This window comes from Duganella aquatilis (genome assembly GCF_009674565.1).
Taxonomy (GTDB): Bacteria; Pseudomonadota; Gammaproteobacteria; order Burkholderiales; family Burkholderiaceae_D; genus Rugamonas; species Rugamonas aquatilis.
Genome location: NZ_WKJL01000009.1, coordinates 75,908 through 97,994 on the forward strand (window position 1 = coordinate 75,908; position 22,087 = coordinate 97,994).

At 64.4% G+C, this 22,087-nt stretch carries 22 protein-coding genes; 9 read left to right on the forward strand and 13 right to left on the reverse strand.

Annotated features, from left to right (window positions below; translation table 11 throughout):
* The first annotated feature begins 2 nt into the window (after positions 1-2).
* The gene (gene waaA, locus GJ698_RS13945; RefSeq protein ID WP_154358227.1) at positions 3-1,286 is read left to right on the forward strand and encodes a lipid IV(A) 3-deoxy-D-manno-octulosonic acid transferase; all 1,284 of its coding nucleotides are present in this window, start codon (positions 3-5) and stop codon (positions 1,284-1,286) included.
* A gap of 6 nt (positions 1,287-1,292) precedes the next feature.
* On the opposite strand, the gene GJ698_RS13950 is transcribed toward waaA, so the two are convergent.
* The 10 genes from GJ698_RS13950 to GJ698_RS13995 all read right to left on the reverse strand — a co-directional run bounded on the left by GJ698_RS13950 (position 1,293) and on the right by GJ698_RS13995 (position 12,211).
* On the reverse strand, positions 1,293-2,672 hold the full coding sequence (locus tag GJ698_RS13950; RefSeq protein ID WP_154358228.1) for a M28 family peptidase: 1,380 nt from the start codon (positions 2,670-2,672) through the stop codon (positions 1,293-1,295).
* Between the two features lie 17 nt (positions 2,673-2,689).
* On the reverse strand, positions 2,690-3,646 hold the full coding sequence (locus tag GJ698_RS13955; RefSeq protein ID WP_371865313.1) for a M48 family metallopeptidase: 957 nt from the start codon (positions 3,644-3,646) through the stop codon (positions 2,690-2,692).
* A 5-nt stretch (positions 3,647-3,651) separates the two neighbouring features.
* On the reverse strand, positions 3,652-4,344 hold the full coding sequence (locus GJ698_RS13960; RefSeq protein WP_371865314.1) for a lysophospholipid acyltransferase family protein: 693 nt from the start codon (positions 4,342-4,344) through the stop codon (positions 3,652-3,654).
* A 67-nt stretch (positions 4,345-4,411) separates the two neighbouring features.
* Entirely contained in the window at positions 4,412-4,978 is a 567-nt protein-coding gene (gene gmhB / locus GJ698_RS13965) for a D-glycero-beta-D-manno-heptose 1,7-bisphosphate 7-phosphatase (protein ID WP_154358230.1), read from the reverse strand.
* A gap of 15 nt (positions 4,979-4,993) precedes the next feature.
* Entirely contained in the window at positions 4,994-7,102 is a 2,109-nt protein-coding gene (glyS, locus tag GJ698_RS13970; RefSeq protein ID WP_154358231.1) for a glycine--tRNA ligase subunit beta, read from the reverse strand.
* 14 nt (positions 7,103-7,116) lie between these two features.
* Complete coding sequence (glyQ, locus tag GJ698_RS13975; protein WP_154358232.1) at positions 7,117-8,028, reverse strand: glycine--tRNA ligase subunit alpha; 912 nt, start codon at positions 8,026-8,028, stop codon at positions 7,117-7,119.
* An 81-nt stretch (positions 8,029-8,109) separates the two neighbouring features.
* Complete coding sequence (gene lnt / locus GJ698_RS13980) at positions 8,110-9,678, reverse strand: apolipoprotein N-acyltransferase (protein ID WP_154358233.1); 1,569 nt, start codon at positions 9,676-9,678, stop codon at positions 8,110-8,112.
* Positions 9,678-10,565, reverse strand: coding sequence for a CorC family transporter (locus GJ698_RS13985; RefSeq protein ID WP_154358234.1), 888 nt, complete (start codon positions 10,563-10,565; stop codon positions 9,678-9,680). The genes lnt and GJ698_RS13985 overlap by 1 nt, the downstream gene beginning before the upstream one ends.
* A gap of 91 nt (positions 10,566-10,656) precedes the next feature.
* A complete protein-coding gene (gene ybeY, locus GJ698_RS13990; RefSeq protein WP_154358235.1) occupies positions 10,657-11,124 on the reverse strand; it encodes an rRNA maturation RNase YbeY in 468 nt (155 codons plus the stop codon).
* Positions 11,108-12,211 (reverse strand): PhoH family protein, encoded by a 1,104-nt coding sequence (locus GJ698_RS13995; RefSeq protein ID WP_154358236.1) that lies wholly within the window; start codon positions 12,209-12,211, stop codon positions 11,108-11,110. The genes ybeY and GJ698_RS13995 overlap by 17 nt, the downstream gene beginning before the upstream one ends.
* 107 nt (positions 12,212-12,318) lie before the next feature.
* Here GJ698_RS13995 and GJ698_RS14000 point away from each other — a divergent pair, with 107 nt between their 5' ends.
* On the forward strand, positions 12,319-12,642 hold the full coding sequence (locus tag GJ698_RS14000) for a hypothetical protein (RefSeq protein WP_154358237.1): 324 nt from the start codon (positions 12,319-12,321) through the stop codon (positions 12,640-12,642).
* A gap of 321 nt (positions 12,643-12,963) precedes the next feature.
* Positions 12,964-13,302: a hypothetical protein gene (locus GJ698_RS14005; RefSeq protein WP_154358238.1), complete on the forward strand. Its 339-nt coding sequence runs from the start codon at positions 12,964-12,966 to the stop codon at positions 13,300-13,302.
* Between the two features lie 62 nt (positions 13,303-13,364).
* Here GJ698_RS14005 and GJ698_RS14010 read toward each other — a convergent pair whose 3' ends face one another.
* Entirely contained in the window at positions 13,365-14,210 is an 846-nt protein-coding gene (locus GJ698_RS14010; RefSeq protein ID WP_154358239.1) for an HDOD domain-containing protein, read from the reverse strand.
* Complete coding sequence (locus GJ698_RS14015; protein WP_154358240.1) at positions 14,203-14,550, reverse strand: hypothetical protein; 348 nt, start codon at positions 14,548-14,550, stop codon at positions 14,203-14,205. Before GJ698_RS14015 ends, GJ698_RS14010 begins: the two co-directional genes overlap by 8 nt.
* A gap of 120 nt (positions 14,551-14,670) precedes the next feature.
* On the opposite strand from GJ698_RS14015, the gene GJ698_RS14020 reads away from it, so the two are divergent.
* A complete protein-coding gene (locus GJ698_RS14020) occupies positions 14,671-16,251 on the forward strand; it encodes a sensor histidine kinase (protein ID WP_154358241.1) in 1,581 nt (526 codons plus the stop codon).
* Positions 16,252-16,300: 49 nt separating this feature from the next.
* Here the strand turns inward: GJ698_RS14020 and GJ698_RS14025 are convergent, their stop codons facing one another.
* On the reverse strand, positions 16,301-16,648 hold the full coding sequence (locus GJ698_RS14025) for a PEP-CTERM sorting domain-containing protein (RefSeq protein WP_371865307.1): 348 nt from the start codon (positions 16,646-16,648) through the stop codon (positions 16,301-16,303).
* Between the two features lie 284 nt (positions 16,649-16,932).
* On the opposite strand from GJ698_RS14025, the gene GJ698_RS14030 reads away from it, so the two are divergent.
* The 5 genes from GJ698_RS14030 (at position 16,933) to GJ698_RS14050 (ending at position 22,052) form a co-directional block, all read left to right on the forward strand.
* A complete protein-coding gene (locus GJ698_RS14030) occupies positions 16,933-17,757 on the forward strand; it encodes a ChaN family lipoprotein (protein WP_229259983.1) in 825 nt (274 codons plus the stop codon).
* Entirely contained in the window at positions 17,754-18,074 is a 321-nt protein-coding gene (locus GJ698_RS14035; protein WP_154358244.1) for a thioredoxin family protein, read from the forward strand. Before GJ698_RS14030 ends, GJ698_RS14035 begins: the two co-directional genes overlap by 4 nt.
* A gap of 68 nt (positions 18,075-18,142) precedes the next feature.
* Entirely contained in the window at positions 18,143-19,417 is a 1,275-nt protein-coding gene (locus GJ698_RS14040; protein WP_154358245.1) for an MFS transporter, read from the forward strand.
* Positions 19,418-19,554: 137 nt separating this feature from the next.
* Positions 19,555-20,958, forward strand: coding sequence for an MFS transporter (locus GJ698_RS14045; RefSeq protein ID WP_154358246.1), 1,404 nt, complete (start codon positions 19,555-19,557; stop codon positions 20,956-20,958).
* Positions 20,958-22,052 (forward strand): aldose epimerase family protein, encoded by a 1,095-nt coding sequence (locus GJ698_RS14050; RefSeq protein WP_166454864.1) that lies wholly within the window; start codon positions 20,958-20,960, stop codon positions 22,050-22,052. Before GJ698_RS14045 ends, GJ698_RS14050 begins: the two co-directional genes overlap by 1 nt.
* Positions 22,053-22,087 lie beyond the last annotated feature (35 nt).

The window sequence follows — 22,087 nt, forward strand, 5'->3', positions numbered from 1 at the left end:
TTATGCGTCTGTTTTATTCCCTGATGTGGTGGCTGGCTTTGCCGCTGGTGCTGACGCGCCTGTGGCTGCGTGGACGCAAGGAGCCGGGCTATCGCCAGCATTGGGGCGAGCGGCTGGGTTTCTACGGCCGCGCCGATGGCAGTGCCGCCGCGCCGGTGCTGTGGGTGCACGCCGTTTCCGTCGGCGAGACGCGCGCCGCCGAGCCGCTGGTCGATGCGCTGCTGGCCGCGTATCCGCAAAGCCGCATCATCCTCACCCACATGACGCCCACCGGGCGCGCCACCGGCAAGGCGCTGTTCGCCAGGCATGGCGCGCGGCTGGTGCAATCCTATCTGCCGTACGACACGGGCAGCATGGTGTCGCGCTTCATCCGCCACTTCCAGCCGAGCGTCTGCATCCTGATGGAGACGGAAGTCTGGCCGAACCTGATCGCCGTCTGCGGCGCCAGGGGCGTGCCGGTGGTGCTGGCCAACGCCCGCCTGTCGGAACGTTCGCTGCGCAAGGCCACGCGCTTTGGTTCCCTGCTGACCGACGCCGCGCGCGGCATCGCGCTGGTGGCCGCGCAGACCGAGGCCGATGCACAGCGCGTGCGCTCGCTGGGCGTGCAGCGCGTGGAAGTCACCGGCAGCATCAAGTTCGACGTGGTGGTGCCGGAGGCGGCGCTGGCCATCGGCATCGCGCTGCGCGCCGCCATCGGCGCACGTCCGGTGCTGCTGTGCGCCTCCACCCGCGAGGGCGAGGAAGAGCTGATCCTGCAAGCGTTCATCAACGCCCGCGCAACGCTGCCGGCCGACTTGCTGCTGCTGATCGTCCCGCGCCATCCGCAGCGCTTCGATGAAGTGGAAAACATGATCGCCGCGCGCGGCCTGACGGTCGAACGCCGCAGCAGGCTGGCGCTGGACGGCGGCGCCATGGCGGGCGGCGTCGCCGTGCTGCTGGGCGACTCGATGGGTGAAATGTTCGCCTATTATTCGGCGTGCGACATCGCCTTCGTCGGCGGCAGCCTGCTGCCGCTGGGCGGCCAGAACCTGATCGAGCCGGCGGCCCTGGGCAAGCCGGTGCTGATCGGCGAACACACCTTCAACTTCGAACTGGTGACCGAAGACGCCCTGGCTGCCGGCGGCGCCCAACGCGTCGCCGACGCGGCCGGCCTGATGTCCGCCGCCGCCAGCCTGCTGGACGACACCGCCGCCCGCGCGACGATGGGCGACAATGCCCTGGCCTTCGCCAACCAGCACCGCGGCGCCACCCGCCGCACCCTGGCGCTGCTGCCGTCCCTTTTCTAGCCTGGTCTAGCGCTGCGGCAGCGGGTAGGTGGCGACGCTGGCGTTGCCGTCCTTGTCGACCGCCTGCACGCCGAACAGGAAGTTATCCTTGGAGCGCGGGATGATGTACTGGGTCGTGTTGCCGACGTAGAGGGCGCCCTGCCATTGCGGCGCCGTGGTGTCGCGCCAGACGATGCGGTAGCCGGCCAGGTCCGGCTCCTTGTTGGCCTGCCATACCAGTTCCGTATTGTTATCCAGCTTGGCGGTGCGCACCTTGACCTGTTGCGGCGCGGCCGGCGCCAGCGCCAGCGACGACAGCGAGGCCGCGTTCACGCGCGCCACCTGGGCGATGTAGTTGAAGTCGTCGTATTCCGGCAGGTCGCCGATTTTTTTGCCGCCTTCCTCGCGCAGATCCTGGTGCTGGTGGCTGAAGTCCTCGTTCGGTTCGGTGAAGCGCACCGCCGCGTAGCCGCGATCGAGGAAGGGGCTGTGGTCGCCGCCGCGCAGGTAGCGGTCGCGCCGGTAGATGACGTTGACGCTGAACTTGTCGACATAGCGCTCGCCCACTTCCTTGATGTGGCGCGCCAGCTGGCGGGTGATGGAGTCGTTCTCGCCGCCGGTGGCCACCAGCGCGCGATTCGCGTCCGACATTTCCTTGACCGCCGGGATGCCTTCCGCGAACAGGCGCACCTGGGTGTTGTCGACATGGTCGTCATCGGCGCGCGAGCTGCCGATGATGTCGTTGTTCAGCATGCCGGCGATATTCCAGTTCTTCTGCCTGGCCAGCTCGGCCCAGTTGGCGGCGCCCAGCAGGCCTTGCTCCTCGGCCGCCACAGTCATGAACACCAGCGTGGCGTCGAACTTGTGGCGCGCCATGACGCAGGCCATTTCGATGACGGCGGCGGTGCCGGAGGCGTCGTCGTTGGCGCCCGGCGCGTCGCTGGTGGCGTTCATGACTTCGGTCACGCGGGAATCGTAGTGACCGCTCACTACATACATGCGGTCCACCGATTCAGCCTGCGTGCCGGGCAGTGTGGCCACCACGTTGACGATCTCGGTCGGCTGGCTCAGGCGCGCCATCACGGGATGCACGTGGCTGTCATAGCTGACCTGCAGGCGGCCGCCGGCCGCCGCGCCGCAGCGTTCCAGTTCGCTCTTGATCCAGCGCCGCGCGGCGCCGATGCCGCGCGTGTCGGACACCGTGTCGGACATGGTGTGGCGGGTGCCGAAGCTGACCAGCTTGCGCACATAGCCCTCGATGCGCTGCGGCGAGATTTCCTTGACGATCTGGTCGATCTCGGCCTGGTGGCCGGTGACGTTGGGACCGGCATCGGCGGCGATGGTGTGAGCGGCTGCAAAGCACAGCAGCAGCGCCGCCGGCAAGGTCTTGCGAGGAATGAATTGCATGGACTTCTTTCTGGATGTCAGGGGAACAGCACAGGCAGCTCTTGCGAGCGTTTGCGGAGGAGGTTTTTGGCTTCGTCGTATTCGGGATAAATCAGGCCGACCGTGTCCCAGAACTGCTGGCTGTGGTTCATCTCCAGGATGTGCGACAGTTCGTGCGCCACCACGTAGTCGATCAGCGGCAGCGAGAAGTGGATCAGCTTCCAGTTCAGGCGGATCTTGCGGTCGGCCGTGCACGAGCCCCAGCGCGTGCCGGCCGAGGTCAGGCCGAAGGAGTGGTACTGCACCCCCAGCCGTCCGGCGTACAGGTCCAGCCGTTCCTCGAACAGGGTCTTGGCCTGCTGCTGATACCAGGCCTTGACGCGTTCCTTGAGCAGGTTTTCGCTGGCGCCCGGCATCAGCGTCATCCACAGCTCGCGGGTGTTGGGATTGTAGATGCTGCGGTTGCGGCCACCGACCAGCAGCCGCAAGGTGATGTCCTGGCCCAGATACGGAATCTGTGTGCCGTCTATCCATTCCACCGGCGGCTTTTGCAGCCGCGCCGCGCGGCGTTCGCGCCGCTCTTTGAGTTTGCTGAGGATCCAGTGCTGCTTGGTGCGGATCGCCTCGTCGATTTCGGCGATGCTGATGCGCTTGGGCGCGGTCACGCGCAGGCCGTCGTCGTCGATCATGAAGCCGATCGAGCGCCGCGTCGAGCGGCGCAATTCGTATTCGAGGATGAAATCGCCGACCATCAGCTGGCGGCGCGGCGGCAGATCGGACGGCGGCGCCACCAGCGGCCTGGTTTTGACCGGGACGGCCGTTTCCGGCGGCGCGACGTAAGGCGATACGGGAGGAGGGGTTGTCGATGAGGCAGGCGTCGGCGGAACCGACCACACCGGCGTGGTGTACACCGGCTTGGGAGGCGCCGACGCCTCCCGTCCAAACAGGTCCGGCTGATTCGGATCGGGGGACGCCGGTTTGACCAGCGTCGCCAGATCGTCTAACCAGCGTTGTAGGCGTGGGGCGAAATGACGCGCATTTCTGATTCTATCCAAGTTTCCACCTGTTGCATCATGCTGTCCGGGGTTTGGCCTTCCGGCGAGATTGGTTTGCCTATCGATACTGTAACAAGGCCTGGGCGTTTGATGAAAGAGTTTTTTGGCCAGCACTCACCGGAATTGTGGGCAATCGGCACCACCACGGCGCCGGTCTCGATGGCCAGGCGCGTGCCGCCGCTCTTGTACTTGCCGGTCTGGCCGACGGGAATCCGCGTCCCTTCCGGGAACATGATGATCCACAGGCCCTGCGCCAGGCGGCGCTTGCCGTGACGGACCACGTGCTTGAAGGCGTGCTTGCCCTGCTTGCGGTCGATCGGGATCATGCGCAGCAGCGCCATGGCCCAGCCGAAGAAGGGAATGTACAGGATCTCCTTCTTGAACACGAACACCAATGGGCGCGGCATGTTCGGCAGCAGAAAGATGGTTTCCCACGCCGACTGGTGCTTGGACAGCACGATGGCCGGCGCGTCCGGCAGGTTGTCCTGGCCGCGGATTTCGTAGCGGATGCCGCAGATGACCTTCAGGCACCAGATCATGAAGACGTTCCAGCGCGAGGTGACGAAGAAGCGGTTCGCATACGGCAGCGGCGCCACCAGGAAGCACACGCAGGACCAGACGATGGTCGATACCACCATGACGATGGTGAAGATCAGGGAACGCAGAAATAAAATGGGATGACCCAATGCAGACTCCAAAAACTGTTTAACTGACGACGTGCAGCGCCGGCGGCACGCTGGTTTTCAGCAGGTGCGTGACCATCGCGGCCAGGTCCGGGAACACCATGGTGCCGGGCGGCAGACCACCGGTGGCCTGGGTTTTTTCCCCTTTGCCGGTCAGGACCAGGTAGGGCACGCAGCCGCTGACATAGCCGGCCTGCAGGTCGCGCAGCGAATCGCCGACCACCGGCACGCCTTTCAGGCTGATTTTATAGCGCTGCGAGATTTCTGTGAACATGCCCGGCTTGGGCTTGCGGCAGTCGCAGTTGTCGGCCGCCGCATGCGGGCAGAAGAACACCGCGTCGATGTCGGCGCCTACCTGCTGCGCCAGGTTGTGCATCTTCTGGTGGATGGCGTTGAGGATGGTCATGTCGAAGAACTCGCGGGCGATGCCCGACTGGTTCGACGCCACCACCACCCGGTAGCCGGCCTGGTTCAGGCGCGCGATCGCTTCCATCGAGCCGGGGATCGGAATCCACTCGGCCGGCGATTTGATGAAGTCCGGCGAATCGTGATTGATAACGCCGTCGCGATCGAGAATGATCAGTTTCATGGACGGCGTACCCATTTACGCCGCCAGTTTCGAGATGTCGGCCACGCGGTTCATCATCCCGTGCAGGGAGGACAGCAGCGCCAGACGGTTGTTGCGCAGGGCGACGTCTTCGGCCATGACCATGACGTCGTTGAAGAAGGCGTCCACCTCTTCCTTCAGCTGGGCCAGGGTTTTCAGCGTGCCGGCGAAGTCGCCGTTGTTGAAGGCGGCGTCGATTTCCGGCAGCACGCGCACCACGGCGGTGTTGAGGTTTTTCTCGGCGGCGTCCTGCAGCAGCGAGACGTTGACGCCTTGTTCGCCGACGGCGGCCAGGGCTTCCTCGTTCTTCTTCAGGATGTTGGTGATGCGCTTGTTGGCGGCCGCCAGCGAGGCCGATTCCGGCAGCGCGGCGAAGGCCTGCACCGCTTCCAGGCGCTGCACGATGTCGTCCAGGCGGTCCGGGTTCTGGGCCACCACGGCTTCGATCTCGTTGACCGAGAAGCCGCGCTCGCGCAGGATGCCGCGCAGGCGGTCGAACATGAAGGTTGCGACGTCGGCCGACGGGTCTTTGAAGCCTTGCACGGACTTGAACAATTGCGCGGCATGCGACAGCAGGCTGCTGATCGACAGCGCCAAACGCTTTTCGATCAGCATCCGCAGCACGCCCAGTGCGTGGCGGCGCAGCGCGAACGGATCCTTGTCGCCGGTCGGCGCCAGGCCGATGGCCCAGATGCCGACCAGGGTTTCCAGCTTGTCGGCCAGCGCCACGGCGGTGCCGGTAACGGTGGTCGGCAGGGCGTCGCCGGCAAAGCGCGGTTGGTAGTGTTCCGACGCGGCCAGCGCCACATCTTCCGGTTCGCCGTCGTTGCGGGCGTAGTAGGTACCCATGATGCCTTGCAGCTCCGGGAACTCGCCGACCATCTCGGTGACCAGATCGGCCTTCGACAGCTTGGCCGCACGGATCGCCAGCGTGGCGTCGCCACCGATGGCGGTGGCGATGAAGCCGGCCAGCGCCGCAACGCGTTCGCCGCGCGCGCCTTGCGTGCCCAGTTTGTTGTGGTAGACGATCTTGTCCAGCAGCGGCAGGCGCGATTCCAGGGTCTTCTTCTTGTCCTGCTCGAAGAAGAACTTGGCGTCGGACAGGCGCGGACGCACCACGCGCTCATTGCCGTCGATGATGGCGGTCGGCGTGTCGGTGGCGATGTTGGAGACGATCAGGAAGCGCGAGCGCAGCTTGCCGTTGGTGTCGGTCAGCGCGAAATACTTTTGATTGGTCTGCATGGTGAGGATCAGGCATTCCTGCGGCACGGCCAGGAATTCTTCCTCGAACTTGCATTCGTAGACCACCGGCCATTCGACCAGCGCGGACACTTCGTCCAGCAGCGCTTCCGGCATCAGCACCAGGTCGGCGCCGGCTTTTGCCAGCAGGTCGGCGCGGATCTGTTCCTTGCGCTGTTCGACGCTGGCCAGCACCTTGCCTTCGCTTGCCAGCGTGGCGGCGTAGACATCGGCGTTGGCGATGGTGACGGCGCGCTGGCCCGGCGCGGTCAGGAAGCGGTGGCCTTCGGTGACGTTCGATGCGGTCAGACCCAGCAGGGTCAGTGGCAGCACGGTGTCGCCATGCAGCGCGATCAGCGCGTGGGCCGGGCGCACGAACTGCACGGTGGCGCCGTCCGGACGCTGGTAGCTCATCACTTTAGGAATCGGCAGCTTGGCGACCGATTCTTCCAGCGCCATTTGCAGGCCGGCTTGCAGCGCGCTGCCGGCGGCGGTGTAGGTGTAGAAGAAGCTTTCGGCCTTGCCGTCCTGCGCGCGCTCCAGATCGGCCACGGTCAGGTTGGGGAAGCCCAGCGCGGCCAGTTTCTTGGCCAGCGGCGGCGTGCCGTTGCCGGCGGCGTCCAGCGCCACCGAGACCGGCAGCACTTTTTCGCGGATCGATTTGTCCGGCGACACGGCGCGCACCTTGGTGATGGCGACGGCCAGGCGGCGCGGCGTGGCGTAGGCGGTGGCGACGCTGTCGGCTTCCAGGAAGTCGCGCGATTTCAGGCCGTTGACGATGCCGTCCGCGAAAGCCTTGCCCAGTTTGGCGAGCGCCTTCGGCGGCAGTTCTTCGGTCAGCAGTTCGATGAGCAGAGTTTGAGTCATATCGTTTATATCGTTTATTCAGCAGCTGCGGTTTTTGGCGCCATCGGGAAACCGAGGCGCTCGCGCGAGTCGTAGTAGGCTTGGGCGACCAGGCGCGACAGGGCGCGCACACGGCCGATGTAGGCGGCGCGTTCGGTCACCGAAATGGCGCCGCGCGCGTCCAGCAGGTTGAAGCTGTGCGAGGCCTTCATGATCTGCTCATAGGCAGGCAGCGTCAGTTGCGCTTCGATCAGGCGCTTGGCTTCCGATTCGTGGTTGTTAAACTGCGAGAACAGCAGCTTGGTGTTCGAGTGTTCGAAGTTATAGGCCGACTGCTCCACCTCGTTTTGGTGGAACACGTCGCCGTATTTCAGCGTTTTCGTTTCACCGTTTTCTTCCCAGGTGGTCCACACCAGGTCATACATGTTTTCCACGCCCTGCAGGTACATGGCCAGACGCTCGACGCCGTAGGTGATCTCACCCAGCACCGGTTTGCAATCCAGGCCGCCGACCTGCTGGAAGTAGGTGAACTGCGTCACCTCCATGCCGTTCAGCCAGACTTCCCAACCCAGGCCCCAGGCGCCCAGCGTCGGCGATTCCCAGTCGTCTTCGACGAAACGGACATCGTTCTGCTTCAGGTCCAGGCCCAGCGCCTCCAGCGAACCCAGATACAGGTCGAGGATGTTTTCCGGCGCCGGCTTCATCACCACCTGGTACTGGTAGTAGTGCTGGCCGCGGTTCGGATTCTCGCCATAGCGGCCGTCTTTCGGACGGCGCGACGGCTGCACGTAGGCGGCGCGCCAAGGCTCAGGGCCGATCGCGCGCAGGAAGGTGCCGGTGTGGAAGGTGCCGGCGCCCACTTCCATGTCGTATGGCTGGAGCAGGGCGCAGCCTTGCTTGTCCCAGTAGGTTTGCAAGGTCAGGATAATTTGTTGAAATGTCAGCATCTTGTGATCGTCGGTGGCGCGCCCGGGCAGGGGCCGGCGGGCGCGCGGTTGCAGTTTCGCTAAAGGGATGATTTTAGCGGGTTAAGCGGTTTTTGGCTGATTTTTTGCGCGGCGCGTCAAAAACCAGGCACCCGCCAGTGACAGCGCGGCCAGCACCAGGAACAGCTTGTTCCCCCAGATGATATAGGGTGTGCTGCCGGCCATGCCCTGCACCGTGGCGGCCAGCGTGCCGAAGGTGTTGGCCGGCAGCTGCTGCACCACCTTGCCTTCGCCATTGATGATGGCGGTGGCTCCGGTATTGGTCGCCCGCAGCATCGGACGGCCGGTTTCCAGGCTGCGCATCTGCGAGATCTGCAAATGCTGCGGAATGGCGATGGTGTCGCCGAACCAGGCCAGGTTGGAGATGTTGAGCAGCAGCGTGGCCGGTTTCTGGTCCTGCGCCGGGTGGTTCAGCTGCTGTGCGATTTCTTCGCCGAACAAGTCTTCGTAGCAGATGTTGGGCAGCACGCGCTGGTCCTTGATCGGGAACGCCGGCTGGACGTCGCGGCCGCTGGTCTGGTCGCCGAGCGGAATCGACATCAGGTTGACGAACCAGCGGAAGCCGTAGGGAATGAATTCGCCGTACGGCACCAGGTGGTGCTTGTCGTAGCGGTAGTAGCTGGCGCCGTTGGCGGCGATGCCGATGGCGCTGTTGAAATAGGCGGTCTGGCTGTCGGCCAGCGGGATGCCGAGGATCAGGTTGCTGTTGGTCCGGTGCATGAACTGCGCCAGGCCCGGCAGGTAATCCGGCGGCAGCTGCTGCGGCAGCATGACGATGGCGGTTTCCGGCGTGGCGATCAGGTCGGCCGGCGCGGCGGTGATGGCGTCCTGGTACAGCTTGAGGGCGGACAGCACGCGGGCGCCGTTGAACTTCTCATCCTGCGGGATATTCCCCTGCAGCAGGCGCACCGAGATCGGCTGGCCTTCCGGATGGGTCCAGTGCAGGAAGCTGAGGCCGACGCCGGCCACGCCGATGGCCACCGCCAGCCCGGCCGCGCGCAGGCGCGTCCGGTGCAGCAGCAGCAGCAGGGCGCCGGCGATGATCGCGGCCAGCCAGCCCAGGCCGTACATGCCGATCACCGGCGCAAAGCCGGCCAGCGGGCCGTGGTTGTGGGCGTAGCCGGAGGCCAGCCACGGGAAACCGGTGAACAGCCAGCCGCGCAGCCATTCGAACAGCGACCACATGGCCGGGAACACCAGCAGGTTGGCGGCCGGCAGCGGCAGCGACCAGCGCTTGCGCAGCCACCAGGCGCCGCCCATCGCCAGCGCGCCGTAGACGCCCATGGCGGCGCCCAGCAGCAGCACCGCCAGCGCCGCCAGCGGCGCCGGCATGGCGCCGTAGGTATGCATCGAGACGTACAGCCAGTGGATGCCGGCGGCGGTCCAGCCGGCCACGAAGGCCCAGCCGATCAGCGCGGCGGCCTTGACGCTGGTGCTGCGCAGGACCTGGTAGAACAGCGTGGCCAGGCCGAGGATCTCCAGCGGCCACCAGCCGAACGGCGCGAAGGCGAACACGCACAGCGCGCCCGCCACGCCGGTGATGATCATCCGGCCTGGGGTCGAGCGTTGCGGCTTGGGGGGATCGTTGGGATTTGCGCGGCGAAAGCGCATTATGCGTCGTCGTCCTGGTCGGCCGGGGCCGGCGGCAGTTTTTCCACCGTCAGCACGTGGATCTGGCGGGCGTCGGCGCGCAGCACTTCAAAGCGCAGGCCTTCGAAATCGAAGGTGTCGCCCTTGTGCGGCATGCGGCCGAGGTGCTTGGCGACCAGGCCGCCGATGGTGTCGACATCGTCGTCCGGCAGCGCGGTGGCCAGCTCTTCGTTGAACTGTTCGATCTCGGTCAGCGCCTTGACGCGCCAGCGCGGGCCGTGCTGGCCTTCGCGGATCGACAGGATGTTGTCTTCCTCTTCGTCGAAATCGTACTCGTCCTCGATGTCGCCGACGATCTGTTCCAGCACGTCCTCGATGGTGATCAGGCCGGCGACGCCGCTGTATTCATCGACCACGATCGCCATGTGGTTGTGGTTGGCGCGGAAGTCGCGCAGCAGCACGTTCAGGCGTTTCGATTCCGGGATGAAGATGGCCGGGCGCAGCATGTCGCGCACGTCGAACGATTCTTCGGCGTAGTAGCGCAGCAGGTCTTTGGCCAGCAGGATGCCGATCACCTTGTCGCGTTCGCCTTCGATGGCGGGGAAGCGGGAGTGGGCGGTTTCCAGCACCAGCGGCATCCATTCCTCGATCGGCTTGGAGATGTCGATGACATCCATTTGCGAGCGGGGAATCATGATGTCACGGGCGGACAGGTCGGACACCTGGAACACGCCTTCGATCATCGACAGGGCGTCGGCGTCGATCAGGTTGCGTTCGTGGGCGTCATGCAGGACTTCGAGCAGCTCCGATCGGTTCTCGGGCTCGGGGGAAATCAGGGCGGTCAGCCGTTCAAACAGCGACCTGTGGGGTTTAGCGTCAGTCTTGACGCTACTAGAGTGCTCTTGCATAGGAGGCGTGAGCCATTGTTTTGAAGGGGTATAGGATACACCAATTGGTGTGACAGGACTGCTTTTGTCAAAAAGACAGCCCTATCTTACATCAATCCGCGTAAGGATCGGCGTACCCGAGGGTGGCCAGGATGTCGGTTTCGATGCCTTCCATTTCGGTGGCTTCCTCGTCGTCCATGTGGTCGTAGCCCTGGGCGTGCAGCACGCCGTGGACGATCAGGTGGGCGGTGTGTTCTTCCACGGTTTTCTTTTGCTCGGCCGCTTCCTGCTCCAGCACGTCGGTGCAGAGGATGATGTCGGCCTGGGTCGGCGCGTCGTCCGGCAGTTCTTCCTCGCCTTCGTTGTAGGCGAAGGTCAGGACGTTGGTGGCGTAATCCTTGCCGCGGTATTCGCGGTTCAGCGCCTGGCCTTCGGCGGCGTCGACGAAGCGGATGGTCAGCTCGGCCGGCGCGAACAGCGCGGCCTGGATCCACTTGCGTATCATCGGACGGGTGATGCTTTCCTGCAGGCGCGGATCGGCGTATTGCACCGACAGCGTCAGTTTATTTTTTGCGGACATTTTTCAGGGCGGTGGCTTTGAGGAGCGGAGCGATTTCCGCTTCGTGGTTGTGGGCGGTTTCGTAAGCGTCGACGATGCGCGCCACCAGCGGGTGGCGCACCACGTCTTCGCTGTTGAAGTGGCTGAAGGCGATGCCGCGCACTTCCTTCAGCACCTGGATGGCGTCCACCAGGCCGCTCTTCTGGCTCTTGTGCAGGTCGACCTGGGTGATGTCGCCGGTGATCACGGCCTTGCTGCCGAAGCCGATCCGGGTCAGGAACATCTTCATCTGCTCGACGGTGGTGTTCTGCGCCTCGTCCAGGATGACGAAGGCGTGGTTCAGCGTGCGGCCGCGCATATAAGCCAGCGGGGCGATTTCAATCACCTGCTTTTCGAACATTTTCTGCGTGCGGTCGAAGCCCAGCAGGTCGTACAGCGCGTCGTACAGCGGACGCAGGTACGGGTCGACCTTTTGCGACATGTCGCCCGGCAGGAAGCCCAGGCGTTCGCCTGCCTCCACCGCCGGCCGGGTCAGGATGATGCGCTTGACGGCGTCGCGTTCCAGCGCATCCACCGCGCAGGCCACGGCCAGGTAGGTCTTGCCGGTGCCGGCCGGACCGACGCCGAAGCTGATGTCGTGTTCGAGGATGTTGCGCAGGTAGCGGATCTGGTGCGGTGTGCGGCCGCGCAGGTCGGCGCGGCGCGTCTTCAGCACCGGGCTGTTGATCTCGATGTCCGTGGCCGGCACGGTTTCCACCTTGCGCGGCTTGGCGGCCGGACGCGGCGCTTCGCCTTCCAACGCCGGCGTCTCGGCCAGCGGCAGGCCGGCGTGCATGCTGGCGCGCTGTTCGACCAGCGCCAGTTGCACTTCCTCGATCGGCACGATCTTGTTGGCGATGGCGTAGAAGTGGTCGAGGATCTCGACCGCGCGCTCGGCGTTGTGGCCGCTGACGATGAACTTTTCGCCGCGGCGGAAAATGGTCACGTCCAGCGCGGCGGAAATCTGGCGCAGGTTTTCGTCGAGCGGGCCGCACAAATGGGCCAGGCGCGCGTTATCGAGCGGCTCGGGGACGAAGTAATGCGGCTGGACTGGAGTTTTGGTTTTCAATGGAATGCTTTGCGAGAGAAGGCCGTGCGGGACGGCACAGGCGCTAGTTTATCGTATTTGCCGCAAGCGGAACTTGATTTTGCTTGCCGTTGCGCTACAGTGGAGTCATGGCAATTAATGTTACTTCCACTTCCAACGCGAATCCCGTGCAGCTGAACCTGCGGGAAACCCGCGCCAACCGCGCCGAGCAGCGCAGCGAGCAGACGGCGGACACGCGTCGTGCCGAGCAGGCCAACCGCGCCGAGAAGGATGGCGCCGCCCTCAAGCAGCGCGTCAGGGAAAACACCGACGCCAGCCGCACCGAGGCGCGCAACAACGACGCCGCGGCCGCCGCCGACCGCCGCGCGGTCCAGCAAGCCGACAAAAAAGCCGACACCCAGCGCCGCGACAACGAAAAAACGCTGGGCCGCAACATCGACACCACCGCCTGATTCCCCCCTCAACCGGGGTCAGTGCCGACATTCGGACATTTCGCGCGCGAAATGTCCGAATGTCGGCACTGACCCCGGTTTTGCGCTGTAAAGCTGAACTTGCTTTGTGTAACAGTTTCCTACAAGTTCTTGCGTGCGACACCCTCCGGTCCCATGTGATGAAATAGCATTGTTGCTAAGGTTTCTAGCCACTGATTGATGTCAAACAATCTTAGCCCGGTGCGCGCTGGTATCTTGCATGAATAGCAATCTGGAAGTCTAAGTTTTGCTTAAGTTCAAACCAGCACTATCTGTTCACCCCAACCAACGAGGAAAATCATCATGGCACATCATGCTCTCGCTTCCCAGGAAAGCTACAACCCCAACCATCTGCTGGATATCTTGCTGGGCAAGATGCAGCTGAAGAACGATGCCGCACTGTCGCGCCTGCTGGAAGTGGCGCCGCCGGTGATCAGCAAAATCCGTCACCACCGTCTGCCGGTCGGCGCTTCGCTGCTGATCCGCATGCATGAAGTGACCGGCATGAGCATCCGCGACCTGCGCGACCTGATGGGCGACCGCCGCACCAAGTACCGCCTGTCCGACGCCCAGGGCCGTCCGAAGGCAGACGATCGTCCAGCAGCTGACAAGGCCCAGGCCGGAAACGTGGCGCATCATTAATGCGCGCCGCGCGCAAGCGCCTGCCGGTCCGGGTTTAAAACGCGTTCCGGCAGGCTGCCGCTTCAGGTCAGCAACACCATAGAGATCTCTTCATACTGCAGTTCCGTTTCGCGGAAAATTTGCAGATACACTTCTTCATCGAGGCCCAAGGCAGTCCAGGCCACGGTGGACACAGGCGGCACCAGGTCGTCCTGTACCTGCGCCAGATCGAGCGCATGCACGATAGCGTCGGCCACGTGAATGATGGCCGCAAGGAATCCCGCGCCCGGTGCTTCCGGGTCGTGATGGCCGCCGATGGCCAGCCGCATCGTGTCCGAGAAATTCCAGTGTTCCGCCAGTGCGAGGCCGGCGTCGACGTGATCGACGCCCAGCACGCTGCGCTCGGCCTCCAGCATGTAGCAGTCGTGCTGCTCGCGGTAGGCGATCGCTTCCGAGTAGTGATTCGGGAAGCAGGACACCAGCACCAGGCGGCCGATGTCGTGCAGCAGCCCCGCCGTGAAGGCGTAGTCCTGGTTGAAGCGCATCTGCCGCGCCAGCACCTTGGCGCAGGCGGCGGTGGCGATCGAGTGGCGCCAGAAGGCCTTGTGGTCGAAGCCGGGGCAGTGGCCCTCGGCAAAGCAGCCGGTGACGGCGGCCGCCGTGATCAGGTTGCGCGTGGTCTGGAACCCCAGGTAGGTGATCGCCTGCTGGATGGTGGTCACCTTGACCTGCAGGCCATACAGCGACGAGTTGGCCAGGCGCAGCGTCTTGGCCGTCAGCGCCTGGTCGTAGCTGACCTTCTTGGCCAGCACGGAAATGTCGACGTCTTCCTGGTCGATGCTGTTGAGCAGCTCCATCACCACCGCCGGCAGCGAGGGCAGGTCGTCCAGCGTGCGCACCACGTCGTCGTAGCTCAGCGTATTACTCATGTTCCGGCGTCTCCTCTACCCCCAGGCGGAAGTCGGTGACGAAGCGGCGCAGGGTGGCGGTGGCCCAGTCGCTGTCGCTGTCCGCATCGTTCTTGCGGAACAGGTGGGCGATGCGCGCCTCGTGGTGCTGCAAGGTGGCCGCCACCGCTTCCGGCGTCACTTCCGCCAGCGCGATCGGCAGCACGGCGATGCCATGGCGCGGCATCAGCGCCAGCATGGCTTCGGTCAGCACCGCGCCTTGCGGCAGCAGCACATTGCCTTGCACATCGAGCAGCACGTCGGACAGGACCATGCCCGGCCGCACCTCCGCCAGCGTCAGTTGATGATAGTTGCTTGCCATGCGGCCTCCTGATTGCTTCTTGATCTATGTTTCCCGATCTTACCATTGTCTTGCCAAGATGCAGCCCATACCGTACATTGGGGCGTTGCCGTCAAATCCGTGTTGTCGGGAGATCGCTCGATGTTTGGTATTAAAGGCCGCTTGACGCTGCTTTTCGTGGTCATTGTCACCCTGGTGCTGGGCGTCTCCGGCACCTACGCCCAGTACAGCCTTGGCCATGAGCTTGAAGTCAGCAGCCAGCGTCTGCGGCAGGGCGTGCTGACGCGCCTGCAAACCAGCCTGCCGTCCGCCCTGTGGGACCTGGACAAGGCCAAGGTCGACAACATCGTCGCGGCCGAGATGATGCCGCCGGAGCTGGTCTCCATCCGTGTCTATGATACGTCGGTCGGCCTGTTCTCGGGCAAGCTGCGCAACGAGAACGGCACCATTTCCTCGATTGAAAACGACGCCGCCGTGGCCGGCACGCCGGTGGTGGCCGACCTGGCCTACCGCGATTCCGGCGCGGCCGGGGCGGCGCTCAAGCCGGTGATCGTCGGCCGCGTGGTGGTCAATTTCAGCCGCGCGCAGATCGACGCCACCCTGGCCGCCGAGGTGCGGCGCAAGGTCACCGAGGTGCTGCTGCTGGACCTGATCCTGGTGGCGGCGCTGGCGTGGTCGCTGCGCATCGTGTTCGATCCGCTCAAGCAGCTGCGCGACGGCCTGTTCGACCTGGCCACGCGCGGCAGCGACGAGGTGGAGGAGCTGCCCGACAACCGCCAGGACGAGCTGGGCGAGGTGATCCGCGGCTTCAACGCCATCCAGCGCAAGATCAAGTCGAATATCCAGCGCATCCGCGAGGCGGAGGACGAGGCGCGCAAGTCGGCCCAGGCCACCGCCAAGGCGATGGACGACCTGCGCCGCACGCAGGAATCGCTGCTGCAGGCGGAACGGCTGGCCTCGCTGGGCGGGCTGGTGGCCGGCGTCGCGCACGAGATCAACACCCCGGTCGGCATCGCGCTGACCAGCGCCTCGGTGCTGATGGAGGCGACCGAGAAGGTGCAGGCCTCGGTCGAGGGCGGCAACATCAAGAAATCCGACATCACGCGCTACCTGGAGACGGCGGCCGAGAGCACCCGGCTGATCATGAACAACGCCTACCGCGCGGCGCACCTGATCCACAGTTTCAAGCAGATCGCGGTCGACCAGGTCAGCGAGGCGCGCCGCCGCTTCGAGCTGCGCGACTACATCAACGAGGTGGTGTCCAGCCTGCAGCCCAAGCTGAAGAAGACGCGCATCACGGTCAGCATCGCCTGTCCGCCCGACATCATGCTCGACAGCTATCCCGGCGCGCTGGCGCAGGTGATCACCAACCTGACGCTGAACTGCGTCGACCACGCCTTCGGGCCGGAGGACGAAGGCCGCATCATCATCGGCGTGGCGCAGCAGGGCGACTGGATCGAAATGCAGGTGACCGACAACGGCAAGGGCATCCCGCCGGACATGCTGGACAAGGTGTTCGATCCCTTCGTCACCACCCGGCGCGGCCAGGGCGGCACCGGTCTGGGGCTGAACATCGTGTTCAACCTGATTGCCAAGCAGTTCGGCGGCAGCATCACGGTGTCCAGCGTGCTGGGGCAGGGCGCCAGCTTCGTGCTGCGCATGCCGTGCGTGACGCCGGTGGACGACATCGCGCTGCACGCCGATTCGCGCCTGCACGCCTGACGTAAAAAATCCCGCGCGCAGCGGGATTTTTCGTGAAGCGGCAAAGCGTTTAGTCGGCGAACTTGTCGGGAGACTGGCGGCGGCGCGAGGCCACACCCAGCACCACCAGGCCCAGCATCAGCATGACGAAGGTTTCCGGCTCCGGCACCGGCGTGGCCGGGTCGTTTTGCTGGCGCTGTTTGGAATCGACAGGCGGCAACGCGTGCGGATCGGTATCGCCGCTCTGTTCGGCGGGCGCGTCGATGCTGCACGGTGCAGTGTCGTCCGCCTCGCAGTGGGCAAGGACGATTGTTGCAGGTGCAACATTCTTGTTTGCTGGTGCGGCAGGCTGAGCCTGTACGGCGCCGGCGAGGCTTAAAGCCAGTAAAGCTGTCGAGATCAAGGACAATACTTTCACGATGACACTCCTGACTTGCTGAATACACAGGAAGTTAAGGTCGGTCTAATGCATAAACTGTAAAATTGCAGGCGGCTGAAGTAATACTTGCTACCGTTCTGCTATTAAATCACAGCTAATAACAAATTGCCATCTGTTTTTCTTTTGGTGCAAGGTAATTTTGCGCCGCAACAACACCCGCCGGCCGTTTGCCTGTGGCGCAGAAAATATCACATTTTCAACAAATAATTTTGAAGCATACAGGTGTTCATCAGATGATTTCTATATATAAGGCCAGAACACAATTGACTTTGGCGCTGCCGGCGGCGGTGTTGTTGGCAGGCTGCGCCAGCGGCGGCAAACCGGCCACCGCGCCGGCGGCGGACTTGCTGGAAGCCAAAAATCCACAGGTGCTGCTGCTGGGCGAGGTGCATGACAACGTCCAGGGCCACAAGCTGCGCTACGCGCTGTTGCGGCAGCGGGTGGAGGCGGGCTGGCGGCCGGCCATCGTCATGGAACAGTTCGACCGCGAGGACCAGGACCTGGTCGACAAGGCGCAAAAAGGCTGCGCCGACGCCCAGTGCGTGATCCAGGTGGTGGCCGGTGCGCGCTGGGATTGGCAATTGTATTATCCTGTGATCCAGCTGGCGCTGACATACCACCTGCCGCTGGTGGCGGGCAATCTGTCGCGCGCCGATGCGTCGCGTGTGGTGCGCGACGGCGTCAAGGCGACGTTCGATCCGCAAAGCATCAAGGATTACAGGCTGGACGCGCCGGTGCCGGCCGCGGTGCGCAACGCCCAGCAACAGGAAATCGTCACCGGCCATTGCAATATGCTGCCGGAGATGATGATAGGCGGCATGATCGACGCCCAGGTGTCGCGCGACATCTGGATGGCCAAGATCATCCGCGACCAGCAGCCGAAGGATGTGGTGCTGATCGCCGGCAACGGCCACGTGCGCAAGGATATCGGCGTCGGCTACTGGCTCAAGCAGGTGGCGCCGGCGCTGACCATCCGCAGCGTGGGCTTTGTGGAAAGCCGCGACAACGGCGGCCGCTACGACAGCATCCAGACCCTGGCGCCGCAGGAACGAGACGACCCGTGCAAACAACTGAACAAGGGTAAATGAAGACACAATATATTCCCGAGGCGCCGCAGCGCGCCGAGATCGACGCCACCAAGGGCGCGCTGCTGCTGGAGTTCGGCGCCAACTGGTGCGGCCACTGCATGGCCGCGCAAGCGCCGTTGCAGCAGGCCTTTGCCGGCAACGAGGGCGTGAGCCATTACAAGGTCGAGGACGGTCCCGGCCGGCCGCTGGGGCGCTCGTTCCGCGTCAAGCTGTGGCCGACCTTTATCTTCCTGCTGGACGGCGAGGAAAAGGCGCGCGTGGTGCGGCCGCTACGCGCGGACGATCTATCGGTTGGCTTTGCGCAAATCGACCCCTGAGCAGGCTTGGCAATCCTGCAATGTCCTGTGTATGATGGCCCGCACACCACATTGCAGGAGCGTCAAGCATGAGCCAGCCTCACCAGGGAGCGACGAAGGGCAATTCGCCGGCCACCGTGTTGTTTGCCAGTCTGATCGGCACCACGATTGAGTTCTTCGATTTCTACATCTACGCCACCGCTGCCGTGCTGGTGTTTCCCAAGCTGTTCTTCCCGGCCGGCGACCCCGCCGCCGCCACGCTGCAATCGCTGGCCACCTTCGCCATCGCCTTCTTCGCCCGTCCGGTAGGCTCGGCCGTGTTCGGCCACTTCGGCGACCGCATCGGCCGCAAGGCGACGCTGGTGGCGGCGCTGCTGACCATGGGGATCTCGACCGTGGTGATCGGCCTGCTGCCGACCTACGCCACCATCGGCACCCTGGCGCCGGCGCTGCTGGCGCTGTGTCGCTTCGGCCAGGGCCTGGGCCTGGGCGGCGAGTGGGGCGGCGCGGTGCTGCTGGCCACCGAGAACGCGCCGCCGGGCAAGCGCGCCTGGTACGGCATGTTCCCGCAGCTGGGCGCGCCGATCGGCTTCTTCCTGTCGGGCGGCATCTTCCTGCTGTTGAGCCAGGTGCTCAGCGACGCCGAATTCTTCAGCTACGGCTGGCGCATTCCTTTCCTGGCCAGCTCGCTGCTGGTGATCGTCGGCCTGTACATCCGCCTGAAGATCCATGAGACGCCGGACTTCCAGAAGGTGCTGGACAAGAACGAACGGGTCAAGGTGCCGGTGCTGACGGTGTGGCGCGACCATCGCGGCGTGCTGGTGCTGGGCACGCTGATCGCGCTGTGCACTTTCGTGCTGTTCTACCTGATGACGGTGTTCGCGCTGAGCTGGGGCACCAGCGCGCTGAAGTTCACGCGCCAGAATTTCCTGATCCTGCAACTGTTCGCGGTGCTGTTCTTCGCGCTGACGATTCCGTTCTCGGCGGTGTGGGCCGACCGCAAGGGCCGACGCTCGACGCTGATCTGGGTCTCGGCCGCGATCGCCGTGTTTGGCCTGGTGCTGGGGCCGATGTTCGGTTCGGGCGATCCGGCTGAGGTGACCATCTTCCTGTCGTTGGGCCTGGGCCTGATGGGACTGACCTACGGCCCGCTGGGCACCATGCTGTCGGAACTGTTCCCGGCCGAGGTGCGCTACACCGGCTCGTCGCTGACCTTCAACCTGGCCGGCATCCTGGGCGCCTCGCTGGCGCCGTACGCCGCCACCTGGCTGGCGACCAACCACGGCTTGCAGTACGTCGGCTACTACCTGTCGGTGGCCGCGGTGATCAGCCTGGTGGCGCTGCTGATGGTCAAAACCCGCTAAGTCATCGTACAACAATCGGCGGCAAGCGCATCTTTCCGCTTGCCTCGGGTTCTAAGTAGTTGTACGATGACATACGACTAAGGATGATCTCGTGGAGACCGAGAGATCATCACCATAAACATAAAATAAGTGATGCCATGAACCTGAGCGAGCCTGTCAATGCGCAAGCGGTGGCGCAATCCGTCGGTAAATACCGCTGGACCATCTGCGCCCTGTTGTTTTTTGCCACCACCGTCAATTACCTGGACCGCCAGGTACTGAGCTTGCTGGCCCCTTCCTTATCGACCGAGTTTGGCTGGAGCAATACCGACTACGCCAACATCGCCGCCGCCTTCCAGTTCGTCTATGCCATCTCGATGCTGTTTGCCGGCCGCGTGGTCGACAAGATCGGCACCAAGGCCGCCTACGTGGTGGCCATCACCATCTGGTCGCTCGGCGCGCTGATGCATGCCTTCTCGGTGCCGATGGGTAATGTGGGTGTCGCCCTGCTGGGCGCCTTCGGTGTAGCGGCCACGCCGTCCATCGTCGGCTTCATGATTTCGCGCGCGGTGCTGGCGATCGGCGAGGCGGGCAACTTCCCGGCCGCGATCAAGGCCACCGCCGAATACTTCCCGAAGAAAGAACGCTCCTTCGCCACCGGCATCTTCAATTCCGGCGCCAACGTCGGCGCCATCCTGGCGCCGATCGCCGTGCCGCTGATCGCGGTCGTATGGGGCTGGCAGGCCGCCTTCATCATGATCGGCATGCTGGGCTTCATCTGGATGAGCGTGTGGCTGTGGCTGTACGAAAAGCCGGAGCAGCAGAAGCGTCTGTCGGCCGGCGAACTGGCCTACATCCGCAGCGACACCATCGCGCCGGTGGAAACCACCGAAGAAGCGTCGATCGCCGCCGCCAAGAAAGTCTCCTGGTTCCAGCTGCTGAAGTATCGCCAGACCTGGGCTTTCGCCTTCGGCAAATTCATGACCGATGGCGTGTGGTGGTTCTTCCTGTTCTGGCTGCCGACCTATCTGTCGGCGCAGTACGGCATGAAGGGTGAGGCCATCGTGGTTCCGCTGGCCGTGTTGTACAGCATGACCATGGTCGGCTCGATCGGCGGCGGCTGGTTCCCCAGCTACTTCATGGCGCGCGGTTATGCGCCGTACGACGGCCGCATGAAAGCCATGCTGATGATCGCCTTCTTCCCGCTGGTGGTGCTGCTGGCGCAGCCGCTGGGCGCGATCAGCTACTGGATTCCGGTGCTGCTGATCGGCGTCGGCGCCTCGGCGCACCAGGCCTGGTCGGCGAATATCTTCACCACCGTGTCCGATATGTTCCCGCAAAAATCGGTGGCCTCGGTGATCGGCATCGGCGGCATGGCCGGCGGCATTGGCGGCGTGGCGCTGACCAAGCTGGGCGGCTGGGTGTTCGACTACTACAAGCAGGTGAACGACATCCACACCGGCTACATGATCATGTTCGGCATCTGCGCCGTGGCTTACCTGGTGGCATGGGGCGTGATGAAGGCGCTGGTCCCGCGCCACAAGGAAATCACCGACCTGTGATGCGCGCGGCGTTCTTTGCCGCGCTGCTGGCGGCCTGCGCCCATGCGAGTGCCGCCAGCGGCATCCGCACTGAGGCGTACGGCGTCACCCAGGCCGGCCAGCCGGTCGAAAAAGTCGTGCTTGAAAATGCGCGCGGCATGCAGCTGGCGTATATCGACTACGGCGCCACGCTGGTGGCGGCCGAGGTCGCGGACAAGCACGGCAAGCGCACCAACGTCATTCTCAGCCTGCCCGACCTGGCGGCGTTCGAGCGCACGCGCGGCCGCTACGGCGCCGTCATCGGCCGCTATGCCGGCCGCATCGCCAATGCGCGCTACACGTTGGACGGCAAGACCGTGCAGCTGCCCGCCAACAGCAAGGGCATGGCCATCCACGGCGATCCCGATCCCTACGACAAGCGCGTGTGGCGGCGCCAGGATTTCGCCGACAAGGAATCGATCGGCTCCATCTACCGCCTGCACAGTCCCGACGGCGACCAGGGCTTCGCCGGCGCGCTGGACCTCACGGTGACCTACCGCCTGCTGCGCAAGCGCGACGAATTCCGCATCGAGTACCAGGCCACGAGCAGTGCGCCGACCGTGCTCAACCTGACCAATCACGTGTACCTGAACCTGGCCGGCGCCGCCGCCAATACGCTGCAAGACCACCGCTTCCAGATCGCCGCCGACCGTTATCTGGAAACCGATGCGCTGCGCATCCCAACCGGCGCGCTGCTGGACGTGGCGGGCACGCCGTTCGACTTTCGCCGCGCCGCCAGCGTCAGCGCGCGGCTGGGCGGCGTGACCGGCGGCTATGACCACAGCCTGGTGTTAGCCAAGCCGGTGGGCGCCTATGCGCCAGTGGCCACCATCACCGCCGCCGGCCGCAAGCTGGTGGTCGGCACCAGCGAGCCGTCGGTGCAGCTGTACACGGTCAACGGCTTTGACGGCAAGGAGATAGGCAGCGAAGGCGTGGCCTACCAGCGCTTTGGCGCGTTTGCCTTCGAAACCCAGCATTTCCCGGACAGCCCGAACCACGCCGGCTTCCCCAGCACCGCGCTATATCCGGGCCAGGTGTTCCGTTCGCGGACCAGCTTCCGCTTTATGACGGACTAAACATGCCGCCATGCTAAGATTGTCGCTTCGGCGCA